The organism is Nocardioides hankookensis (genome assembly GCF_042658885.1).
In the GTDB taxonomy this organism is placed as follows: Bacteria; Actinomycetota; Actinomycetes; order Propionibacteriales; family Nocardioidaceae; genus Nocardioides; species Nocardioides hankookensis.
On the sequence record NZ_JBHSRJ010000005.1, the window covers coordinates 293,679 to 312,852 of the forward strand.

A 19,174-nucleotide genomic window follows, 5' to 3' on the forward strand; every position below is an offset into this window, starting at 1 on the left:
CGCCGTTCGCTCGCACCTCGCGAACTGCTACTCGACCACCGAACGCCGTCTGATCAACCACCAGACCAGCTACTTCAGGAGATAACTGCATGCCTCCCAAGAGCCGCACCGCGGCCGGCGCCAAGAAGGTGCGCCGCAAGGAGAAGAAGAACGTCGCCGTGGGCGAGGCCCACATCAAGAGCACGTTCAACAACACGATCGTCACGATCACCGACCCCACCGGGGCGGTCATCTCGTGGGCCTCGGCCGGCACCGTCGGTTTCAAGGGTTCCCGCAAGTCCACCCCGTTCGCTGCGCAGATGGCTGCTGAGGCCGCCGGTCGCCGGGCGATGGAGCACGGCATGAAGAAGATCGACGTCTTCGTCAAGGGTCCGGGTTCGGGCCGCGAGACGGCGATCCGGTCCCTGGGTGCGATCGGCCTCGAGGTCGGCACCATCCAGGACGTCACGCCCACGCCCCACAACGGCTGCCGCCCGCCCAAGCGTCGCCGCGTCTGATCTGCGACTGAGAACAGGAGACTTGTAGAAATGGCCCGTTACACCGGACCCATGACCCGGAAGTCCCGCCGTCTCGGCGTGGACCTCGTCGGTGGCGACTCGTCCTTCGAGCGCCGCCCGTACCCCCCCGGCCAGCACGGCCGCGCGCGCATCAAGGAGAGCGAGTACCGCTCGCAGCTCCAGGAGAAGCAGAAGGCCCGCTTCACCTACGGCGTGATGGAGCGTCAGTTCCACAACTACTACGTCGAGGCCTCGCGCCGCGCCGGCAAGACCGGTGACAACCTGCTCCAGCTGCTCGAGTGCCGTCTCGACAACGTCGTGTACCGCGCCGGCTTCGCCCGGACCCGTCGCCACGCGCGCCAGCTGGTGACGCACGGCCACTTCCTGGTGAACGGCAAGAAGGTCGACATCCCGTCCTTCCAGGTCACCGCCCACGACGTCATCGACGTGCGTGAGAAGTCGCTGGAGATGACCCCGTTCATCGTGGCTCGCGAGACCCACGGCGAGCGCGTCGTCCCCGCCTGGCTCGAGGCCATCCCGTCGCGGATGCGCGTCCTCGTGCACCAGGTCCCGGTCCGGGCCCAGATCGACCTCCCGGTCCAGGAGCAGCTCATCGTCGAGTACTACTCGAAGAAGTGACACCCGGTTCCTGTCCCGTCCTCGCGGCGGGGCAGGCACCAACCATCCTTCCGTCACCAGCACATTCGGACCTGTCAAATAGCGGGTAGGTCCGGAAAGGAAAGAACCAGTGCTCATCGCACAGCGCCCCACCCTGTCGGAAGAGTCCGTCGACGAGTTCCGCTCGCGGTTCGTGATCGAACCGCTGGAGCCCGGCTTCGGCTACACGCTCGGCAACTCGCTGCGTCGTACGCTCCTCAGCTCCATCCCGGGTGCGTCCGTCACCAGCATCAAGGTCGACACCGTCCTCCACGAGTTCTCGACCATCGAGGGCGTCAAGGAAGACGTCACCGAGATCATCCTCAACCTGAAGGGCCTGGTCGTCTCCTCGGAGCACGACGAGCCCGTCACCATGTACCTGCGCAAGTCGGGTGCCGGTGACGTCACCGCTGCTGACATCGCGCCCCCGGCCGGTGTCGAGGTGCACAACCCCGACCTCAAGATCGCCACCCTGTCCGACAAGGGCAAGCTGGAGATGGAGCTCGTCGTGGAGCGTGGCCGTGGCTACGTGTCTGCCGTCCAGAACAAGGGCGCGGACAACGAGATCGGCCGGATGCCGGTCGACTCGATCTACAGCCCGGTCATGAAGGTGACCTACAAGGTCGAGGCGACCCGTGTCGAGCAGCGCACCGACTTCGACAAGCTCGTCATCGATGTCGAGACCAAGCCGTCGATCCGTCCCCGCGACGCGATCGCCTCGGCCGGCAAGACCCTGGTCGAGCTGTTCGGCCTGGCCCGCGAGCTGAACGTCGAGGCCGAGGGCATCGACATCGGCCCGTCGCCGGTCGACGAGCAGCTGGCTGCCGACCTCGCCCTCCCGGTCGAGGACCTGCAGCTGACCGTCCGCTCGTACAACTGCCTCAAGCGCGAGGGCATCCACACCGTGGGTGAGCTCATCAGCCGCTCGGAGCAGGACCTGCTCGACATCCGCAACTTCGGCGCGAAGTCGATCGACGAGGTCAAGGCCAAGCTGGTCGAGATGGGCCTGTCCCTCAAGGACAGCGCGCCCGGCTTCGACCCGCACGCCGCCCTCGCGGCGTACGGCGACGACGACGACGATGCCTTCGTCGAGGACGAGCAGTACTGACACCCAAACCGACCGTCATCGTGGCGGTCGTCTACCCCGGTACCTGACACGGCCGGAGAGAAAAGAGAGAAGCAATGCCCAAGCCCACCAAGGGTGCCCGCCTCGGCGGTAGCGCCGCTCACCAGCGCCTGATCCTGGCCAACCTCTCGACGCAGCTGTTCGAGCACGGCCGGATCACGACGACCGAGTCCCGGGCCCGCGCCCTGCGCCCGGTCGCCGAGAAGCTGATCACCAAGGCGAAGAAGGGCGACCTGCACAACCGTCGCGAGGTCCTCAAGACCATCCGCGACAAGTCGGTCGTCCACGTGCTCTTCACGGAGATCGCGCCCACCTTCGCCGAGCGTCCGGGTGGCTACACCCGGATCACCAAGATCGGTCCGCGCAAGGGCGACAACGCCCCCATGGCGGTCATCGAGCTGGTGACCGAGGCCTACCAGCCGAAGCCGGCTGCCAAGGCCAAGAAGGCTGCTCCGGCCCCCGCCCCGGTCGAGGAGGCTCCCGCCGAGGAGACCACCGAGGTCGTGGCCGAGGAGGAGACTGTCGTCGAGGTCGAGGGCGTCGACGCCGACGTCTTCGAGGAGACCGAGGGCGGCACGTCCGGCAAGTACGCCGGGTCCAGCGCGCCGCTCGAGGACGCCAGCGTCGCCCCCGAGGGTTTCCCGATCAAGGGCAACGAGGACTCGATGAAGTACCACACGCCGGACGGCCAGTGGTTCGAGCAGACCGTTGCCGAGGTCTGGTTCGACACCGAAGAGTCGGCGATCGCCGCTGGCTTCACCAAGGCCGGCGAGACCGAGTAGCACCCAGCAGTCAGCCGAAGGCCCGTCACCTGAGAAGGTGGCGGGCCTTCGTCTTGCCGACCGGTCGGCCGCCCAGGTCCGCCCGCTGGCCGGCAACCCAGCCGTCGGCGGCTCCGGACCCCGACAGGGTGCGGGGGCGGGCCGTGGTGAGGCCGGGGTAGGTGGCGTTCATCGTGGCCTCCACCTGCGCGGAACGGTCGGCGAGCACGAGGGCGGAGGTGCGGCCGGCGGCCGCGAACCGCGACGCGGCCGCGTCCTCCGCACGGATCTCGGCCGCGGCGAGCCGGCGTCCGACAGCCAGCCGGAAGCCAGCCAGCCAGGAGCGTCGGAAGGCGGCCTTGTGCTCGTACGGCGGAACCGGTGCGCGGGCCAGCCCGGTCGCGCTCTGGAGCAGCAGACTCGTGTAGAGCAGCTCGGTGCGCTCGAGGTCGGACGCGTGACCGAAGAGGTGGGTCGAGCGCTGCTTGCCGCCCACCGTGTGACGGGTCCGGACGACCGCACGACAGCGCAGGTGCGCGGCGATCGTGGAGAGCAGCTCGGCCTTGTCGGCGGCGTACGGCGCGTCGAGGTCGAGGACGCGGTCGCCCACCGGGTCGGAGCCCGGTCGGGCGACGGCCAGCAGCGCTGCGTCGATGCCGTAGTCAGCGATCAGCTGGGCGGCCTTGGCGGTGTAGGTCTCCGCCTCGTGGGTGGTGGCAGCGGGATCCTCGGCCAGGGCGAGCAGCTTGCGCACCTTGGCGAGGATGGGGTCGTCACCGGTGGTCGTCATCCGTCCTCCGAGAGTGTCTGGATCGTGGTGGTGACACCCTGACAGCGACCGGGGACATCGGCGCCGTCGCCGGGCTACCAGGACCGTTCGACGAGGTGGACGGCCTCAGCCTGCGTGAGTCCGAGGCGACGCGCGTCGGCGATGTACGCCGCGGCTGCGGCGACCGCGTCCGTGGACCCGGCGGCGGCTGTGGCGGACACGAACGTGCCGCGGCGTCCCTCCGTCGTGATGACTCCGTCGGACTCGAGGGCACGGTAGGCCTTGGCGACCGTGTTGACCGCGAGCCCGAGCTCGGCGGCGAGCGCACGGACGGTCGGCAGGCGGGTGCCCGCGGGCAGGTCGCCGCTGGCGGCCCGGGTCGCCACCTGGGCCCGCAGCTGCTCGAACGGCGCGACGGTCGAGGACGGGTCGAGCGGGTGCACGTGCATGTCCGCATGGTAGAGACAGGGCATGGATCGTGACGTGCTGGTGGTGGGCGAGGCCCTGGTCGACATCGTGCACGCCGCGGACGGGTCGACGCGGGAGTACGCCGGGGGCAGTGCCGCCAACGTGGCCGTGGCGCTCGCGCGGCTGGGCCGCCCGGTGCGGTTCGTGACGGCGTGGGCCGACGACGCCCGCGGAGCCGTCCTCGCCGAGCACCTCGCCGGGGCGGGTGTCGCGATGGCGAGCGACCCGCAGGTGCTGGAGCGGACCGCGACCGCGGCGGCGACGATCGGGGCAGACGGCTCCGCGTCGTACGACTTCGACCTGGACTGGCGGCTGGGAGAGGTGGAGACCGGGGACCCGGTGGCCGTGCACGTGTGCTCGATCGGCGCCGTGCTCGAGCCGGGCGCCGGGCAGGTGCTGGACCTCGTCACCGGGCTGCGCGGCTCGGCGACGATCAGCTACGACATCAACGCCCGCCCCGCGATCACCGGCACCGGCCCCGACCTGGTGGCACGGGTGGAGCGGATGGTGGCGGTCGCCGATCTGGTCAAGGCCTCCGACGAGGACCTGGACAACCTCTACCCACAGCTCGGGATCGCCGAGGCAGCCGCGCACCTGCTGGCGCTCGGACCGGCCGCGGTCGTGGTCACCCGGGGCGGCGAGGGAGCAACCTGGGTGAGCGTCGGGGGCACGGTCGAGGTGGCGTCGCTGCCGGTCGAGGTGGCCGACACCATCGGGGCCGGCGACACCTTCGGGGCCGCGGTCATCGACGCGCTGTGGGACCGGAAGGTCGCGGACCTGACCACCGGCGAGATCGAGGGGATCCTCGCGCATGCGGCCCGCGCCGCGGCCGTGACCGTGTCCCGGCCGGGCGCGGACCCGCCGTACCGCTCCGAGCTCTAGACCGTCTGCTCCTCCGGGGCGGGCGCGAGCCACGCGTGCACGAGGGGCACCACCGAGGCGCCCTCGCCGCTGGCGGACGCCACCCGCTTCATCGAACCGGAGCGGATGTCGCCGGCGGCGAAGACCCCGGGGACGGTGGTGGCGAGGTTCTCGGGCGGCAGGCCGTCGGACCACTGGTCCCGCGGCACGTCGCGGCCGGTGAGCACGAAGCCGCGCTCGTCGCGGGCGACATCGTGCGGCAGCCAGTCGCACTGGGGCTCGGCACCGAGCAGCAGGAAGAGGCCGTACGCCGGCACCCGGTCGACCTGGCCGGTGCGGACGTCCTCGAGGCCCAGCCACTCGAGCCGGCCGTCGCCGCCGCCGTCGACGACCTGGCAGCAGGTGCGCACGGTGATCCGGGAGTTGTACTCGATCTCGCCGATCAGGTACGCCGACATCGTCTCAGCGAGGTCGGGGCGCCGGACCAGGATCGTGACCGAGCGGGCGAAGCGGGCCAGGTGGACGGCGGCCTGGCCGGCGGAGTTGCCGCCCCCGACCACGAAGACGTCCTGGTCCTCCATCTCGCGTGCGGCCGTCATCGCGGCGCCGTAGTAGACGCCCATCCCGACCAGCTCCTCGATCGGGTCGACGCGGAGCTTGCGGTAGGCGACGCCGCTGGTGATCACGACCGAGCGGGCCCGGACCTCGCCGCTCTCGGTGCAGAGCACGTGCGGCTCGCCCTCGAGGCCCACGCGCAGCTCGTCGACGACCTGGCCGGTGAAGAAGCGGGTGCCGAAGCGCAGCGCCTGGTTGCGGGCGCGCTGGGCGAGCCGCATGCCGGAGATGCCGCGCGGGAAGCCCAGGTAGTTGCGGATCATCGAGCTGGTGCCGGCCTGGCCGCCGATTGCCTCGGCCTCCAGCAGGACCGTGTTGAGGCCCTCGGACGAGGCGTAGACCGCGGCCGCGAGACCGGCCGGGCCGCCGCCGACGACTGCGACGTCGACGACGTGGTCGAGGTCGATCTCGGTGGGCGCGCCGTACATCGTGATCGCGACGTCTCGCACCGAGGTGGCCACGATCGTGCCCCGGCTGGGTGCGTAGACGAGCGGGAAACCGACCTCGCCGTCGTAGAGGTCCAGCACGAACCGTCCGGCCTCGCTGTCGGGGGCGTAGACGCCGCTGGGCATGCCCATCCGGTCGAGGAAGTCGCGGATCGCGAGGGTGAGCCCGTCGCGGGTCGGGGAGATGATCTTGATCGACACGATCTCCGGGTCCGGCACCGTGGAGCCCCAGTCGGAGAGCAGGTCGGTGATCGCGTTGTGGAACTCCTCGTCGCGCACGCCGCGCGGCATCAGCAGGTAGGCGTCGAACTTGCCCTTGGCCATGCCGGGGCGCAGCGCCGGTGCGTCGGTGATGAAGCGGTCCCAGTGCGCCGCGACGAGGCGGCGGGCGGTCGGGACCTTCTCGCGCAGCTTGTGGAACGCCATGTGCACGTCGGCGTCGGGGAGCACCGACTCGGTGACGAAGAGGGCGACGGTGCCGCCCTCGGCGACGATGTCGTGGGTCGTCGTCAGCGCCTCGCGGAGCGAGCCCGTCACGCGGACGTCGTACTCGTGGGTGTAGCGGGCGAAACCCGCGACCATCTCGGTCGGGTGCTCCTCGGAGATCAGCACGATGGCCGGCATCGGAGTGCTCACATGAGAAGCCTAGAGAGCAGCGCAATAGGATTGCCCACCGTGCGCATCCGTCTCGACCTCGCCTACGACGGCACGGACTTCCACGGCTGGGCGACCCAGCCGCGGTTGCGCACCGTCCAGGGCGAGCTGGAGGCGGCGCTCGCGACGATCCTGCGGGTCGGGTCGGTCGCGGTCGTCTGCGCGGGACGCACCGACGCGGGGGTCCACGCCCGCGGCCAGGTCGTGCACCTCGACGTCGAGCAGGCACCCGACCTGGAGAGGCTGGTACGACGCCTCAACGGCGTCCTGGCCCCCGACGTGCGGGTGCGGCGTGCGGTCGAGGCGCCGGCCGGCTTCGACGCGCGGTTCGGCGCGCTGCGCCGGCGCTACGCCTACCGGATCGCCGACACCCCGGCCGCGGTCGACCCACTGACCCGGCGCGAGGTGCTCGCCTGGCCGCGTCCGCTGGACCTCGACGCCATGAACGCCGCGGCGGCGCTGCTCGTCGGACGCCAGGACTTCGCGTCCTTCTGCAAGCAGCGTGAGGGGGCCACGACGATCCGCACGCTCGAGGAGCTGTCGTGGGTGCGTGACGAGTCAGGCGTCGCGGTCGGCACCGTCGTCGCCGACGCGTTCTGCCACAGCATGGTGCGCGCCCTGGTCGGCTGCCTGATCGCCGTCGGCGAGGGCCGGCAACCGGTCGCGTGGGCCGGCGAGATCCTGCGCGCCGAGGCCCGCAACCCGGCCGTGGCGGTCGTGCACGCGCACGGCCTCACGCTCGAGGAGGTCGTCTACCCCGCCGACGACGAGCTGGGCGCGCGGGCCGAGCAGACGCGAGCGAAGAGGGTGGCCGATGCCTGAGTCCGAGGATGAGCACTACTTCAGCGCCGACCCGTCGGTGCCGTTCACGCGCGAGTCCTTCACCTGCGAGGTGTGGGGCCACGAGCTGACCCTGGTCAGCGGGGCGGGCGTCTTCAGCCGTGGTCACCTCGACCACGCGACGGCGATCCTCTTCCGCGAGGTCGAGCCGCCCGCGCAGGGCCGCTTCCTCGACCTCGGCTGCGGGTACGGCGTGATCGGGCTGGCGATCGCCGCCGCCGTACCCCTCGCCACGGTCACCGCCGTCGACGTCAACGACCGCGCGATCGCACTGGCCAACGAGAACGCCCGCACTCTGGGCGTCCACGGCCGCTTCGTCGCCTGCCGGCCCGAGCAGGTGCCGGGGGGCGACGTGTACGACGAGATCTGGTCCAACCCGCCGATCCGGATCGGCAAGGACGCCCTGCACGACCTGTTGCTCACCTGGCTGCCCCGGCTCGTGCCGGGTGGCCGGGCGGTGATGGTCGTCGGCAAGAACCTCGGTGCCGATTCGCTCCAGCGGTGGCTGGGGGAGCGGGGCTTCCCGACCGAGCGGCTCGCCAGCGCGAAGGGCTTCCGCGTCCTCGAGACGCGCCCGGCCGATCGAGGCTAGGTTGCGCCCATGACTCTCGAGGCGATCGCGGCGCCTGTGCGGACGACGCCTCCGCAGCCGCTGCGACACCTTGCATTCTGCGGCATCGCCTGGGCGCTGCTCCTCTGCAGTGCCGCGCTGCTCGCCACCGGTCTGCTCGCCGGTGAGCGGGCCTCGACGTACGACGAGCTGCAGCACGCGGTCGCCAGCGGTGACGTGCGATCGGTGGTCGTGACGGGCGGGATCTCGGAGTCCTTCCGAGGACGACAGGGCGTGACCGTGCACTGGCGGGAGGGGGCGATCGGCCACCAGGCCACCGTCATCGAGCAGCACCCACTGCGATGGACGGTGACGCCTGCCGGGCTGCCGGTGGTCTACAGCGTCGAGCGAGACCTGGCATGGCTCGATCCGGACATCTCGGTCGAGCGACGACCCCACGATTTCCCGGACTACTACGAGGTGCACGGCTGGCGCCTGCCCCAGTGGACCTCGGTCGTGACGGTGGTGCTCGGTCTCGGAGGCCTGCTGCTGCTGATCGCAGGTCCCCAGCCGCGTCGGGCGACGCGCTGGGCGTGGTTCTGGATGATGTCGACGGCGCCGCCGCTGGGGTTCGTCGCCTTCCTGACGCTCGGCGGCGCGCTCTCGCCACGACCGCGGCCGGACCTCGGACGTCGACTGACGGGTGGCCGGGCCTTCCTGCTGTCGATCGTCGTCGGCGCCGCCCTCAGCGCGATGGCGACCGCGTTTCTCTAGTTCGCGTCCTGAGTCGGACGGCCCATCCGCACCGGACCGGGCGCTCGAGGGTGACGTGGACGTGTGCACGCACGTGCGTTCAGCATGAACACACGTGCGTGCATGTGGGATCCGACCACCCTCCGACCCAGGTCGCCGGTGGGGGTCGCGGCTCAGCTCAGGGCGCGATCGGCAGCGCGAGCAGGGCGGCGGCCGCGGGATCCGCGCACTCCTGCCGGTGCCACAGCATGAGCAGGACGTCGGCCGCGGGCGCGACCACCTCGACCACCGGCTCGGCCTCGCCGATGCGGACGGGCGTGGAGCCGGGGAGGTCGGCGGCGACCAGGTGCAGGGTGCCGGGGATCGGCTCGGTGCGACCGAGCCGCACCTGGCGGGGGTAGAACTCGGTCGCGACCTCGTGCACGCCGTCCCAGGCCAGCTCGGGGGCCAGCTCCCACTCGTCGACCCAGCCGCCGGCCTCGAGGAGGTCGCGGGTGTGCATCCGGGTCTCGTGGGTCTGGCGCCGCAGCCACCAGCCGGCGGTCGACTCGGTGCCGAACGTCCAGGCCGGTCCCGTCGGTCCGGCGGCGGCCAGCGCGTCGCGGAGCGAGCCCGCGTGCCCGGCGTACCAGCCCACGAGCTCGGCGGGGTCGGCCGGCGCCGGCTCCGGCTGGCCGTCGGCGTTGCCGAAGACCACGGCGTGCCACGCCCACTGGTGCACGCCGCCGAGGTGGTCGACGAGGTCGGCCACGGTCCAGCCCGGGCAGGAGGGGACGGGGTCGGTGGCCTCGGAGTCCTCGAGGACGTCCGCGAAGGCCGAGGTCGCCGCCGCCAGCAGGTGCTCCCAGTCGTCCGTCACGACCGGAATTGTTCCAGCCGCGACGGACGACCCGGGACCCACCCCAGGACTCAGTCCACGGGGTCGACGTCCGGGATGCCGCTCTCCGGCGGGGCGTCGTCGGCCTGGCCGGAGCCGTCCTCGGTGATCTCGGCGTCGCCGACGTCGGTCGTCAGGACCTTGGTGAGCGGCTCACCCTTGCCGTTCTCGAGCTTGACCAGCTCCATGCCGGAGATGCCGAGGTGGCTGTCGTCGCTGTAGCGGTACGGCGCGAGGTTCGGCCCCTCGAGCGAGGAGCCGACCTGCTCGAGCGCGTCGACCAGGCCCTCACGCGTCAGGTCCTTGCCGGCGGCCTGGAGCGCCTGGACGAACGTGTAGGCCCAGGACATGCCGTAGATCCGGTAGTTGGTGAGCTCGCCCTGCCCGCCGTTCTGGTCCCAGACCTTCTGCCAGAGCTTGACCCAGGCGTTGTCCGGGGCGTCGATGCCGGGGATGTACTCGGACGACATCACGCCGTTGAGCGCCGAGGCGTCGCCGGGCACCTTGCCCTCGGAGAACTTCGCCAGCAGCCCGCCGACCAGGGCCGGGTCGGAGCCGACGTTGGAGACGTACCACTGCGGCTTGAAGCCCAGCGAGAGCGAGGTCAGCTGGGCCAGCGCCGTGTACGACGGGGTCGTGAACGCCAGCACGATGTCGGGCTTCTTCGCCTGGAGCGCCGCGATCTGCGGGCCCACGTCGGTGTTGCCGGAGGTGTAGCGCTGGACGTCGACGATCTGGTCGTCGACGTACTGCCGCACGCCCTTCTCGGCGTCCTCACCGAAGTCGTCGTCCTGGAGAAAGAGGCCGACCTTGGCGTCGGGCATGTTGTCGGCGACGTACTGGCCGATGACCTTGCCCTCGATCTCGTAGTCGGGCTGCCAGCCGAAGGTCATCGGGCGCGACTCCGGGTCCTCGCCCCAGCCGAGCGAACCGGACGAGACGAAGAGGTCGGGCACCTCCTCGTCGTTGAGGAAGTCGACGACCGCACTGTGCGTCGGCGTGCCGAGCGAGCCCACCGTGGCGAACACCTGGTCCTTGAGCACCAGCTCGTTGGTGAGGCTGCTGGTCTTGGTGGGGTCGTAGCCGTCGTCCTTGACCGTGAAGTCGATCTGGCGGCCGTTGACACCGCCGGCGGCGTTGACGAAGTCGAAGTAGGCCTTCGCACCGGTCGGGATCTCGCTGTAGCCGGGGGCGGCCACGCCGGTCAGCGGGAACGTGCCGCCGATCGCGATCGAGTCGTCGGTGACACCGACGGTGGATCCCGCGTCGCCGTCACCGTCACCGTCGTCGTCGCTGCGGCCGCCGGCGCCGCACGCGGCGACCAGGACCAACGAGGTGAGGACGCCGGTCGTGCCGACCAACCTCCTGCGCCATGAGTTCATCTGGGTTCTCCCTTCGAGGTGGTGGTCCTGCGCGGCCGGTGCCACGCGAGACGGAGGCTGCCGACGAGGCCGGCGGGAGCGAGCAGGATCACGGCCACCAGCACCAGGCCGTAGATGAGCGGCGCGAGCTCGGCCGCGCGGATGTCGTCGAGGCCGGCGGAGACGCCGGCGTCGGTGACCACCTGCGGCAGGAACGTCAGCAGCGCGGCGCCGAGGAGGGCGCCGGTCAGGCTGCCGAGGCCGCCGAGCACCACGGCGGTCAGGAGGGTGAGGCTCAACGTCAGGGAGTAGCCGCTGGGTGCGGCCAGGCGCACCGACAGCGCCATCACGAACCCGGCGGCCCCGGCCGCGGCCGCGCTGACCACGAACGCGGACACCCGGGCCCGGCCCAGGGAGATGCCGGCCACCTCGGCCGCGACCTCGTCGTCGCGTACGGCGCGCCACCGGCGGCCGACCCGGCCGCGGGAGAGGTGCGCGAGCCCGAGGTAGGTGACGACCAGGACGCCCCAGCCGAGGAAAGCGACGTACTTGCTGGGGGTGAGGTCCTGGCCGGTGACGAAGTACGCCGCGTCGAGCACCCAGTCGGGTGCGTCCGGGACCCGAACCCGGAGCCCCTGCTCGCCGCCGAGCGTCTCACCGAAGTAGAGCGCGATACCGGGCACGGCGACGGCCAGGGCCAGGGTGGCACCGGCGAGGTAGGGGCCGTGCAGCCGCGCCGCGGCGACGCCGATCGCGGCGCCGACGACGAGGGTCACGACGGTCGCGACGACGAGGACTCCGAGGAGCGGCAGCACCGGCTCGTCGTCCTGGAGCAGCAGCGCCGTCGTGTAGGCGCCGATCGCCATCAAGGCGCCGTGCCCCAGGGAGATCTGGCCGTTGAGGCCGGTCAGCACCGTCAGGCCGCCGGCGGCGATGCCGAGGTAGGCCATCTGCGTGAGCTGGACGGAGCGGAAGTCGTCGACGGTGGTGAGCACCAGGACGATCACGACCACGCCGAGCGCGGCCAGCACCACCGGCTGGGCGAGGACTCTTCCGATGCGGGCCTGCATCCTCACACCCGCCGTTCGCGGGCCTGGGAGAAGAGGCCCTGCGGCCGCAGCAGCAGCACCGCCATCAGGATCGCCAGCGCCGCGAGGGCGACCAGCTGGGACCCGACGTACCCGGAGACGAGGCTGAGCGAGAGGCCCAGCAGCAGGCCGCCGACGACCGCGCCCGCGGGACTGTCGAGGCCGCCGAGCACCGCGGCCACGAAGCCGTAGACCACGACGGCGTCCATGTAGCCCGGGTGCACGAGGCTGCCACCCGCGATGAGGAGGCCGGCCAGCGAGCCGACCAGGGAGGCGAGAGCCCAGCCCAGGGTGAGCATCCGGCCGACGCGTACGCCGAGCAGCCGGGCCACCTCCTGGTTGAACGCGGCCGCGCGCATCCGCAGGCCGAGGTCGGTGAAGCGGAAGAGCAGCACCAGCAGGCCCATCACGGCCAGCACCGCCAGGATCGTGAAGATGTCGAAACCGGTCAGGGCGATCGTGGTGTCGCCGACCTCCAGGCCGCGGATACCGAACGCGGCGGGGAAGGACCGGTAGCGGTTGCCGAAGACGACCGACGCCAGGGCGTGGAGCACGATGAAGAGCCCGAGCGTCAGGATGACGGCGTTGATCTCCGCCTTGCCCTCGACCGGCCGGATCAGGACCCGCTCGACCACGGCGCCGAGGACGAGGCCCGCGACCAGGGCGGCCGCGAACGCGAGCCAGTACGAGTGGCCGCCCTCGATGATCTGGAGCGCGATGAACGTCGTGACCATGGCCATCGGCGCCTGGGCGAAGTTCACGATCCGGGTGGAGCGCCAGATCAGCACCAGCGCCAGCGCGAAGGCGGCGTAGACCATGCCGAGCGTCAGGCCTCCCAGGACCGTGTTGACGAACTGCTGCACGATCGGCTCCCGTCAGAATCCGAGGTAGGCGTGCCGGAGCTGGTCGTCGCCGGCCAGCACCTCGGCGCGCTCGTCGACGACGACCCGGCCGAGGCTGAGCACGACGCCGCGGTGGGCGATGGACAGGGCGCTGCGGGCGTTCTGCTCGACCAGCAGCACCGTGAGCCCCTGGTCGACGACGAGGGACTGGACGAGCTCGAAGAGCTGGGCCACGATCCGGGGGGCGAGGCCGAGGGACGGCTCGTCGAGCAGCAGCACGGAGGGCTCGGCCATCAGGGCCCGTCCGAGGACGAGCATCTGCCGCTCGCCGCCGGAGAGCACGTGCGCGAGCGCCGCGCGACGGTCGGCGAGCGCGGGGAAGAGGGCGTAGATCCGCTCGAGGTCCTCGGGCTTGACGCGGCCGCCGCGGCCGAGGCCGCCGAGGCGGAGGTTCTCCTCGACGGTCAGCTCGGTGATCACACCGCGGCCCTCGGGGACGTGGGCGATGCCGAGGCTCGGCATCAGCTCAGGCGCGGTGCGGGTGAGCTCGCGGCCGTCGTACGTCGCGCTCCCGCCCTGGGCGCGCACCAGCCCGGTGATCGTGCGCAGCAGCGTGGTCTTGCCGGCACCGTTGGCGCCGAGCACGGCGGTCACCTCGCCGTGGGCGGCGGTGAAGCTGACGTCGCTCAGGGCGCGGACCGCGCCGTACGACGTCGAGAGCTCGCGGACCTCAAGCATCGGTGACCGCCTCGCCGAGGTAGGCGGCCTGCACCGCCGGGTCGTCGCGCACCTCGGCGGGGCTGCCGGTCGCGATCACCCGGCCGAAGTCGAGGACCACCAGGTCGTCGCAGACCGACATGACCAGGTCCATGTGGTGCTCCACGAGCATCACGGCCATCCGGTCGGTGAGGCCGCGCAGGAGCGTCCCGAGGTCGGACATCTCGGTGTCGGAGAGCCCGCTGGCGGGCTCGTCGAGGAGCAGCAGCTCGGGCTCGGAGACCAGGGCGCGGGCGAGTGCGACCTTCTTGCGCACGGCGTAGGGCAGGCTCGCGGGGTAGCGGTCGGCGTACGACGCGACGTCGAGCTCGTCGAGGACGCCCCGGGCACGGTCCCGGAGCCGGGCCTCGTCGCGGGTCGAGCGGGGGAGCGACAGCAGGTCGGACCAGAAGCGGGACCGCGCGTCCCGGTCGGCACCGACCAGCACGTTGTCGAGCACCGTCATCCGGTCGAAGAGACCGAGGCCCTGGAGGGTGCGCGAGATGCCGAGGCCGGCGAGGTCGTGCGGCCGGAGCCGGGGCAGTCCCTGGCCGCCCCACGAGAGCGAGCCGGAGTCGGGGCGCACGAACCCGCACGCGACGTTGAAGAGCGTGGTCTTGCCGGCGCCGTTGGGGCCGATCACGCCGAGCACCTCGTGCGGGCGGGCCTCGAGCGAGACGCCCGACAGTGCGGTGAGCCCACCGAAGGTGACGGTGATGTCCTGCATCGCGAGGCCGGGACGAGCGTCGCCCATCGCCGTACCTCCCTCACCACCCGGATGTGACGGGCACCACCTTGGTCTGAGCGCACAGGTTGCGCACTGGGCGCAGGGCACAGCGCATGTCGGGCGGAGCGCCCCGTGGTGCGCTGGGTGGTGGCGCGATTTGTGCTCCGAGTGCGAAGGTGCCTGCATGCGTCCGTTCTCCGGGGAGGTGACGCCTGCCCTCGATGCCCAGGTGGCCGAGGCCTGGATGTCCGTCCTGGGACAGTCCGAGGCGATCGCCGACGACATCTGCCTCTCGCTGCTGGAGAAGGACCCGGAGGTCTACGAGCGGACCGGCCCGGAGTTCCAGGCCGACGTCCGGGCGAGCACCCGTGACCACATCCGGCGCGGGATCGAGGCGATGGCCGGCGTCGACAACGCCACCCACGGCACCGCGGAGCTGTGGCGCCAGACCGGGCGTCGCCGGGCCCGGCAGGGGATCCCGATGGAGATGGTGCTCAACGCCTACACGCTGGGGACCCGCGTGCTCTGGGAGGCGCTGCTCACGCAGGGCGCCCGCGACAACATCGACGAGCAGGTGCTGCTCGTCGCGGGCCAGCAGGTGTGGTCCGCGCTCGACGTGCAGAACGCCGTCTTCATCGAGGCCTACCGCCGCGAGAGCGTGCGGCTGCACCGGCGTGACCTCCAGCGGCAGCAGAGCATCCTCGACGCGCTGGTCGAGGGTCGCGGCGCCGACCCGGGTTTCGCCGCCGACGCCCGCGAGGTGCTCGGCATCGGCCCCGAGATGACGGTCGCCTGCGTCGTCGCGCCGTACGACGGGTCGCTGGAGGAGCCGCTCATCGCGCCGACCGACCCGCTCGAGCGGCTCGGGATCGTGTCGCACTGGCACGTGCGTGGCGGCCTCTACTTCGGCCTGCTCGCCGGCGACCTGGCGCGCGACGCCGAGCTCGCCGAGCTGTTGTCCCCGCTGGCGACCGGCCGGGTGGCGGTGGCCTCGTCACCCGACGGCGTCGCCGGGTTCGCGACCGCCTTCCAGCTCGCCGCGCGCGCGACCGACACCGCCCCGGTGGGCGAGCCGTCGGTCGTGGCGGTCAGCCAGCGGCTGCCCGAGGTGCTGCTCGCCGGGAGCCCGGAGGTGGCGGCCCTGCTGGTGCGGGAGACCGTCGCCCCGATCCTGGCGCAGCCGCCGCACGTCGCCGACACGCTCCGCCAGACCCTGGCTGCGCTGCTCGAGCACGACGGCTCCGCCAAGCACGCCGCCGAGGCGCTCTACTGCCACCGCAACACGGTGATCTACCGCGCGAAGCAGATCGAGGAGCTCACCGGCCGCTCGCTCTCCGACCCGCGCGACAAGCTGCTGCTGGGCCTGGGGCTGCTCGCGCACGGGCGGTGAGCCAAGGCTCAGCCGTGCAGCACCTTCCGGAAGAGCGCGCACGTCTCGTCGAGCGCGGCCTGGGCGCCGGGGGAGTGGCGGCCCATGTCGGCGAAGCCGTGGATCATCCCGTCGAAGCTGCGGAGCTCGACCGGGACGTCCGCGGCCGACAGCGCGGCGGCGTACGCCAGGCCGTCGTCGCGGAGCGGGTCGAACTCCGCGACCACGACGACCGCGGGTGCCAGGCCCGTGAGGTCGCCGTGCAGGGGTGCCAGGCGTGGGTCGTGGTCGTCGACGTCGGGGAGGTGCCCGACGTACTGCTGGTCGAACCAGACCATCGTGTCGACGTCGAGGAAGTAGCCGGTGGCGTTCTCGACCTGGGAGGGATAGCTGCCGTGCCCGTCCGTGACGGGATAGAGGAGCAGCTGCCCGGCGAGCCCGACGCCCTCGTCACGCATCGCCTGGGCGACGACGGCGGACAGGTTGCCGCCGGCGCTGTCGCCGGCGACCGCCAGGCGACCGTCGCCGCCGAGCGACTCCAGTGTCGAGGATGCCCAGCGGGTCGCGGCGATCGCGTCCTCGACGCCCGCCGGCCACGGGTCCTCCGGGGCCAGCCGGTAGTCGACCGACACCACGACGGCGTCGCAGGCGGTCGCGAGCGTGCGGGCGGTGAGGTCGTGCGTGTCGAGGTCGCCGATCACGAAGCCGCCGCCGTGCAGCAGCACGATCGTCGGCAGCGGGCCCGGCACCATCGGCCGGTAGACCCGGGCGGGACGGTCGCCGTCGCCGCCGGGGACGACGATCTCCTCGACCGAGTCGACCTCGGGCAGTGCCTCGGACGGCCGGGCGTCGACCGTCAGGGCCCGGAAGCCGGCGCGCGCGGCCTCCGGCGTGCCCTGCGACATGGGCGGCAGGCCGGCGGACTCGATGAGGTCGAGCAGCCCCTGGAGGTGCGGGTCGACAGGCATGGATCTCCTCAGACGAAGGCGTTGACGCCGGTCTCGGCGCGGCCGATGAGCAGCTTCTGGATCTGGCTGGTGCCCTCGTAGAGCGTCATCACCCGGGCGTCGCGGAGGTACTTCGCGGGCGGGTACTCGTCGATGAACCCGGCACCGCCGTGCACCTGGATCGCGTTGTTGGCGGCGCGTACGGCGGCCTCGGACGCGAAGAGCTTGGCCTTCGAGGCCGCGGTACCGAAGGGCTCGCCGCGGTCGATCAGGTCGGCGCAGCGCCAGACCAGCAGCCGGGCCGCGTCGGCGTCGACGGACATGTCGGAGATCAGCTCCTGCACCAGCTGGAAGCCGGCGAGCGGCTTGCCGAACTGCGTGCGGGACGTCGCGTACTCGACGGACGTCTCCAGGCAGCCCTGCACGATGCCGACGCAGCCGGCCGCGACCGAGACCCGGCCCTTGTCGAGGGTGGTCATCGCGATCTTGAAGCCCTTGCCCTCCTCGCCGAGCAGCGCCGAGGCGGGCACGCGGCAGTCGGAGAGGAAGAGCTCGGCGGTGGCCTGGCCGCGCAGGCCGAGCTTGCCCTTGATCTCGCGGGCCTCGAAGCCAGGGGCGTCGGTCGGGACCAGGAACGCCGAGACGCCGCGCGGTCCGTCGTCGCTGGTGCGCGCGAAGACCAGCGCCACGTCGGCCCAGGTGCCGTTGGTGATGAAGAGCTTCTGGCCGTTGAGGACGTAGTCGCCGCCGTCCTTGCGGGCACGCGAGGTCAGGTTGCCGGCGTCGGAGCCGGTGTCCGGCTCGGTCAGGCCGAAGCAGCCGAGCTTGGTACCGTCGGCGATGCCGGGCAGCCACTCCTGCTTCTGCTCCTCGGTGCCGAAGCCCAGCACCGACTTGCCGAAGAGGCCGTTGGAGACCGACACGATGCCGCGCAGTGCGGAGTCGGCACGACCGAGCTCCTCCATGCCGAGCACGTAGGTCAGGTAGTCGCCGCCGAGACCGCCGTACTCCTCCGGGATGGTGAGCCCGAAGAACCCGATCTCGGCCATCTTGGGGATGATGTCGAGGTCGACGGACTCGTCGCGGTCCCACTGGGTGCGGTGCGGGATCGCCTCGCGGTCGAGGAACTCACGGGCCAGGTCTCGGAAGGCCTGCTGCTCCTCGTTCAGGGTCAGGTCCATGGGATGCCTCTCAGGATGGTGCGGGCAGGTCGACGAGCACGGCGAGCGCGGCCCGGTGCGCCTCGGCGGAGCCGAGCAGCAGTGCGTCGGCCTTGGCCCGCTTGAGGTGCAGGTGGGCGGGGTGCTCCCAGGTCATGCCGAGGCCGCCGTGGAGCTGGATCGCCTCCTCGGCCGCGTGGACAGCGACCTCGCTGCAGAAGGCGGCCGCGACGTGCACCGCGATCGGTGCGTCGGCGTCCCCGCTCGCCAGCGTGGCGGCGGCGTAGCGGGCGGCCGCGTCGGCCTGCTCGACCTCGGCGTACAGGTCGGCCAGCCGGTGCTTGAGCGCTTGGAAGCCGCCCACGATGCGCCCGAACTGCCGGCGCTCCTTGAGGTAGGCGATCGTCGTCTCCAACGACCAGCGGGCCACGCCGACCTGCTCCGCAGCGAGCAGCCCGGCGCCCATCAGCAGGGCAGCGTCGATCGCGGCGGAGGCGTCGTCGGAGACCAGGGTCCGCTCGGCTCCGTCGAGGTCGACGTCGGCGAGTGGCCGGGTCATGTCGAGCGACGAGACCGGGCTGACCGCCGCACCGCGTACGGCGTACAGCGCGTTGCCCTCGGGCACCAGGAGCACGTCCGCCGGCAGACCCACGGGCGGGCCGACCAGCAGCGCGGCGGTCTGCTCGCCCGACGCCAGCGTCGGCAGGATCTCGGTGTCGCCCAGCGCGACCAGGACCGTGGTGGCCACCACGGAAGACGTGAGGAACGGCGAGGGCGCCGCGGCCCGGCCGAGCTCCTCCAGCACCGCGGCCGCCTCGCGGGCCGAGGCGCCGGCGCCGCCGAGCGACTCGGGCACGAGCAGGCCGGGCAGGCCGAGCTCGGTGAACGCCGACCAGAGCGGGGCGGTGACGTCGTCGCTGCCGTCGTACACCCCGTTCACGCGCTCGGGCGGGGCGTGCTTGTCGATCGCCTTGCGCACCGACGCACGCAGGTCGGTCTCGACGTCGTCGGCCAACAGGCTGACGTCGGCCGGGGAGGTGAAGGTCATCG

Annotated in this window: 21 protein-coding genes; 9 read left to right on the forward strand and 12 right to left on the reverse strand. The window is 71.9% G+C overall.

All coding sequences use genetic code 11. The features are described 5' to 3' along the window. The first annotated feature begins 89 nt into the window (after positions 1 to 89). From rpsK to rplQ, 4 genes are all read left to right on the forward strand, one after another. A complete protein-coding gene (gene rpsK, locus ACFPYL_RS15975) occupies positions 90 to 497 on the forward strand; it encodes a 30S ribosomal protein S11 (protein WP_028644819.1) in 408 nt (135 codons plus the stop codon). A 30-nt stretch (positions 498 to 527) separates the two neighbouring features. Further along, positions 528 to 1,136, forward strand: a complete 609-nt coding sequence (rpsD, locus tag ACFPYL_RS15980; RefSeq protein ID WP_056151972.1) for a 30S ribosomal protein S4 — start codon at positions 528 to 530, stop codon at positions 1,134 to 1,136. A 109-nt stretch (positions 1,137 to 1,245) separates the two neighbouring features. Next, a complete protein-coding gene (locus ACFPYL_RS15985; RefSeq protein ID WP_056151974.1) occupies positions 1,246 to 2,262 on the forward strand; it encodes a DNA-directed RNA polymerase subunit alpha in 1,017 nt (338 codons plus the stop codon). 74 nt (positions 2,263 to 2,336) lie between these two features. Further along, a complete protein-coding gene (gene rplQ / locus ACFPYL_RS15990; protein WP_449289717.1) occupies positions 2,337 to 3,062 on the forward strand; it encodes a 50S ribosomal protein L17, sunset domain variant in 726 nt (241 codons plus the stop codon). A 25-nt stretch (positions 3,063 to 3,087) separates the two neighbouring features. On the opposite strand, the gene ACFPYL_RS15995 is transcribed toward rplQ, so the two are convergent. After that, positions 3,088 to 3,831, reverse strand: a complete 744-nt coding sequence (locus ACFPYL_RS15995) for a DUF2786 domain-containing protein (RefSeq protein WP_379156240.1) — start codon at positions 3,829 to 3,831, stop codon at positions 3,088 to 3,090. Positions 3,832 to 3,905: 74 nt separating this feature from the next. Beyond that, positions 3,906 to 4,259, reverse strand: a complete 354-nt coding sequence (locus ACFPYL_RS16000; protein WP_379156243.1) for a GntR family transcriptional regulator — start codon at positions 4,257 to 4,259, stop codon at positions 3,906 to 3,908. 22 nt (positions 4,260 to 4,281) lie between these two features. Here ACFPYL_RS16000 and ACFPYL_RS16005 point away from each other — a divergent pair, with 22 nt between their 5' ends. Beyond that, positions 4,282 to 5,160 (forward strand): PfkB family carbohydrate kinase, encoded by an 879-nt coding sequence (locus ACFPYL_RS16005; RefSeq protein ID WP_379156245.1) that lies wholly within the window; start codon positions 4,282 to 4,284, stop codon positions 5,158 to 5,160. Here ACFPYL_RS16005 and ACFPYL_RS16010 read toward each other — a convergent pair. Further along, on the reverse strand, positions 5,157 to 6,836 hold the full coding sequence (locus tag ACFPYL_RS16010; RefSeq protein ID WP_379156248.1) for an FAD-dependent oxidoreductase: 1,680 nt from the start codon (positions 6,834 to 6,836) through the stop codon (positions 5,157 to 5,159). The genes ACFPYL_RS16005 and ACFPYL_RS16010 overlap by 4 nt on opposite strands. Positions 6,837 to 6,875: 39 nt before the next feature. Here ACFPYL_RS16010 and truA point away from each other — a divergent pair, with 39 nt between their 5' ends. From truA to ACFPYL_RS16025, 3 genes are read left to right on the forward strand one after another with little or no spacing between them, the layout of a single operon-like run. After that, positions 6,876 to 7,676 carry a tRNA pseudouridine(38-40) synthase TruA gene (gene truA / locus ACFPYL_RS16015; protein ID WP_379156250.1) on the forward strand — a complete coding sequence of 267 codons (801 nt, stop codon included), beginning with the start codon at positions 6,876 to 6,878 and terminating at the stop codon, positions 7,674 to 7,676. Further along, a complete protein-coding gene (locus tag ACFPYL_RS16020) occupies positions 7,669 to 8,286 on the forward strand; it encodes a class I SAM-dependent methyltransferase (protein ID WP_379156253.1) in 618 nt (205 codons plus the stop codon). Before truA ends, ACFPYL_RS16020 begins: the two co-directional genes overlap by 8 nt. A gap of 9 nt (positions 8,287 to 8,295) precedes the next feature. Continuing rightward, complete coding sequence (locus ACFPYL_RS16025) at positions 8,296 to 9,018, forward strand: hypothetical protein (RefSeq protein ID WP_379156256.1); 723 nt, start codon at positions 8,296 to 8,298, stop codon at positions 9,016 to 9,018. A 157-nt stretch (positions 9,019 to 9,175) separates the two neighbouring features. Here the strand turns inward: ACFPYL_RS16025 and ACFPYL_RS16030 are convergent, their stop codons facing one another. The 6 genes from ACFPYL_RS16030 to ACFPYL_RS16055 are packed head-to-tail and all read right to left on the reverse strand — an operon-like array spanning position 9,176 to position 14,675. After that, complete coding sequence (locus ACFPYL_RS16030; protein ID WP_379156259.1) at positions 9,176 to 9,856, reverse strand: maleylpyruvate isomerase family mycothiol-dependent enzyme; 681 nt, start codon at positions 9,854 to 9,856, stop codon at positions 9,176 to 9,178. 50 nt (positions 9,857 to 9,906) lie between these two features. Beyond that, on the reverse strand, positions 9,907 to 11,256 hold the full coding sequence (locus ACFPYL_RS16035; RefSeq protein ID WP_379156262.1) for an ABC transporter substrate-binding protein: 1,350 nt from the start codon (positions 11,254 to 11,256) through the stop codon (positions 9,907 to 9,909). Next, positions 11,253 to 12,305, reverse strand: a complete 1,053-nt coding sequence (locus tag ACFPYL_RS16040; protein ID WP_379156265.1) for a branched-chain amino acid ABC transporter permease — start codon at positions 12,303 to 12,305, stop codon at positions 11,253 to 11,255. Before ACFPYL_RS16040 ends, ACFPYL_RS16035 begins: the two co-directional genes overlap by 4 nt. Before the next feature lie 2 nt (positions 12,306 to 12,307). Beyond that, positions 12,308 to 13,186: a branched-chain amino acid ABC transporter permease gene (locus ACFPYL_RS16045; protein WP_379156268.1), complete on the reverse strand. Its 879-nt coding sequence runs from the start codon at positions 13,184 to 13,186 to the stop codon at positions 12,308 to 12,310. 12 nt (positions 13,187 to 13,198) lie between these two features. Next, a complete protein-coding gene (locus ACFPYL_RS16050; protein ID WP_379156271.1) occupies positions 13,199 to 13,903 on the reverse strand; it encodes an ABC transporter ATP-binding protein in 705 nt (234 codons plus the stop codon). Continuing rightward, on the reverse strand, positions 13,896 to 14,675 hold the full coding sequence (locus ACFPYL_RS16055) for an ABC transporter ATP-binding protein (RefSeq protein ID WP_379156273.1): 780 nt from the start codon (positions 14,673 to 14,675) through the stop codon (positions 13,896 to 13,898). Before ACFPYL_RS16055 ends, ACFPYL_RS16050 begins: the two co-directional genes overlap by 8 nt. A 157-nt stretch (positions 14,676 to 14,832) precedes the next feature. Between ACFPYL_RS16055 and ACFPYL_RS16060 the strand changes: the two genes are divergently transcribed. Beyond that, entirely contained in the window at positions 14,833 to 16,038 is a 1,206-nt protein-coding gene (locus tag ACFPYL_RS16060; RefSeq protein WP_379156276.1) for a PucR family transcriptional regulator, read from the forward strand. A gap of 8 nt (positions 16,039 to 16,046) precedes the next feature. Here ACFPYL_RS16060 and ACFPYL_RS16065 read toward each other — a convergent pair whose 3' ends face one another. The 3 genes from ACFPYL_RS16065 to ACFPYL_RS16075 are packed head-to-tail and all read right to left on the reverse strand — an operon-like array spanning position 16,047 to position 19,172. Next, complete coding sequence (locus ACFPYL_RS16065; RefSeq protein ID WP_379156278.1) at positions 16,047 to 16,985, reverse strand: alpha/beta hydrolase; 939 nt, start codon at positions 16,983 to 16,985, stop codon at positions 16,047 to 16,049. 8 nt (positions 16,986 to 16,993) lie between these two features. After that, on the reverse strand, positions 16,994 to 18,145 hold the full coding sequence (locus tag ACFPYL_RS16070) for an acyl-CoA dehydrogenase family protein (RefSeq protein ID WP_379156281.1): 1,152 nt from the start codon (positions 18,143 to 18,145) through the stop codon (positions 16,994 to 16,996). Between the two features lie 10 nt (positions 18,146 to 18,155). Further along, positions 18,156 to 19,172 (reverse strand): acyl-CoA dehydrogenase family protein, encoded by a 1,017-nt coding sequence (locus ACFPYL_RS16075; protein WP_379156284.1) that lies wholly within the window; start codon positions 19,170 to 19,172, stop codon positions 18,156 to 18,158. Positions 19,173 to 19,174: the final 2 nt, after the last annotated feature.

What these genes read in the sequence shown, in the direction of transcription:
- rpsK (WP_028644819.1), top strand. Translation starts at nt 90, where the DNA reads ATGCCTCCCAAGAGCCGCACCGCGGCCGGCGCCAAGAAGGTGCGCCGC.
- rpsD (WP_056151972.1), top strand. Translation starts at nt 528, where the DNA reads ATGGCCCGTTACACCGGACCCATGACCCGGAAGTCCCGCCGTCTCGGC.
- rplQ (WP_449289717.1), top strand. Translation starts at nt 2,337, where the DNA reads ATGCCCAAGCCCACCAAGGGTGCCCGCCTCGGCGGTAGCGCCGCTCAC.
- ACFPYL_RS15995 (WP_379156240.1), bottom strand. Translation starts at nt 3,831, where the DNA reads ATGACGACCACCGGTGACGACCCCATCCTCGCCAAGGTGCGCAAGCTG.
- ACFPYL_RS16000 (WP_379156243.1), bottom strand. Translation starts at nt 4,259, where the DNA reads ATGCACGTGCACCCGCTCGACCCGTCCTCGACCGTCGCGCCGTTCGAG.
- ACFPYL_RS16005 (WP_379156245.1), top strand. Translation starts at nt 4,282, where the DNA reads ATGGATCGTGACGTGCTGGTGGTGGGCGAGGCCCTGGTCGACATCGTG.
- ACFPYL_RS16020 (WP_379156253.1), top strand. Translation starts at nt 7,669, where the DNA reads ATGCCTGAGTCCGAGGATGAGCACTACTTCAGCGCCGACCCGTCGGTG.
- ACFPYL_RS16025 (WP_379156256.1), top strand. Translation starts at nt 8,296, where the DNA reads ATGACTCTCGAGGCGATCGCGGCGCCTGTGCGGACGACGCCTCCGCAG.
- ACFPYL_RS16035 (WP_379156262.1), bottom strand. Translation starts at nt 11,256, where the DNA reads ATGAACTCATGGCGCAGGAGGTTGGTCGGCACGACCGGCGTCCTCACC.
- ACFPYL_RS16040 (WP_379156265.1), bottom strand. Translation starts at nt 12,305, where the DNA reads ATGCAGGCCCGCATCGGAAGAGTCCTCGCCCAGCCGGTGGTGCTGGCC.
- ACFPYL_RS16050 (WP_379156271.1), bottom strand. Translation starts at nt 13,903, where the DNA reads ATGCTTGAGGTCCGCGAGCTCTCGACGTCGTACGGCGCGGTCCGCGCC.
- ACFPYL_RS16055 (WP_379156273.1), bottom strand. Translation starts at nt 14,675, where the DNA reads ATGGGCGACGCTCGTCCCGGCCTCGCGATGCAGGACATCACCGTCACC.
- ACFPYL_RS16060 (WP_379156276.1), top strand. Translation starts at nt 14,833, where the DNA reads ATGCGTCCGTTCTCCGGGGAGGTGACGCCTGCCCTCGATGCCCAGGTG.
- ACFPYL_RS16065 (WP_379156278.1), bottom strand. Translation starts at nt 16,985, where the DNA reads ATGCCTGTCGACCCGCACCTCCAGGGGCTGCTCGACCTCATCGAGTCC.
- ACFPYL_RS16070 (WP_379156281.1), bottom strand. Translation starts at nt 18,145, where the DNA reads ATGGACCTGACCCTGAACGAGGAGCAGCAGGCCTTCCGAGACCTGGCC.
- ACFPYL_RS16075 (WP_379156284.1), bottom strand. Translation starts at nt 19,172, where the DNA reads ATGACCTTCACCTCCCCGGCCGACGTCAGCCTGTTGGCCGACGACGTC.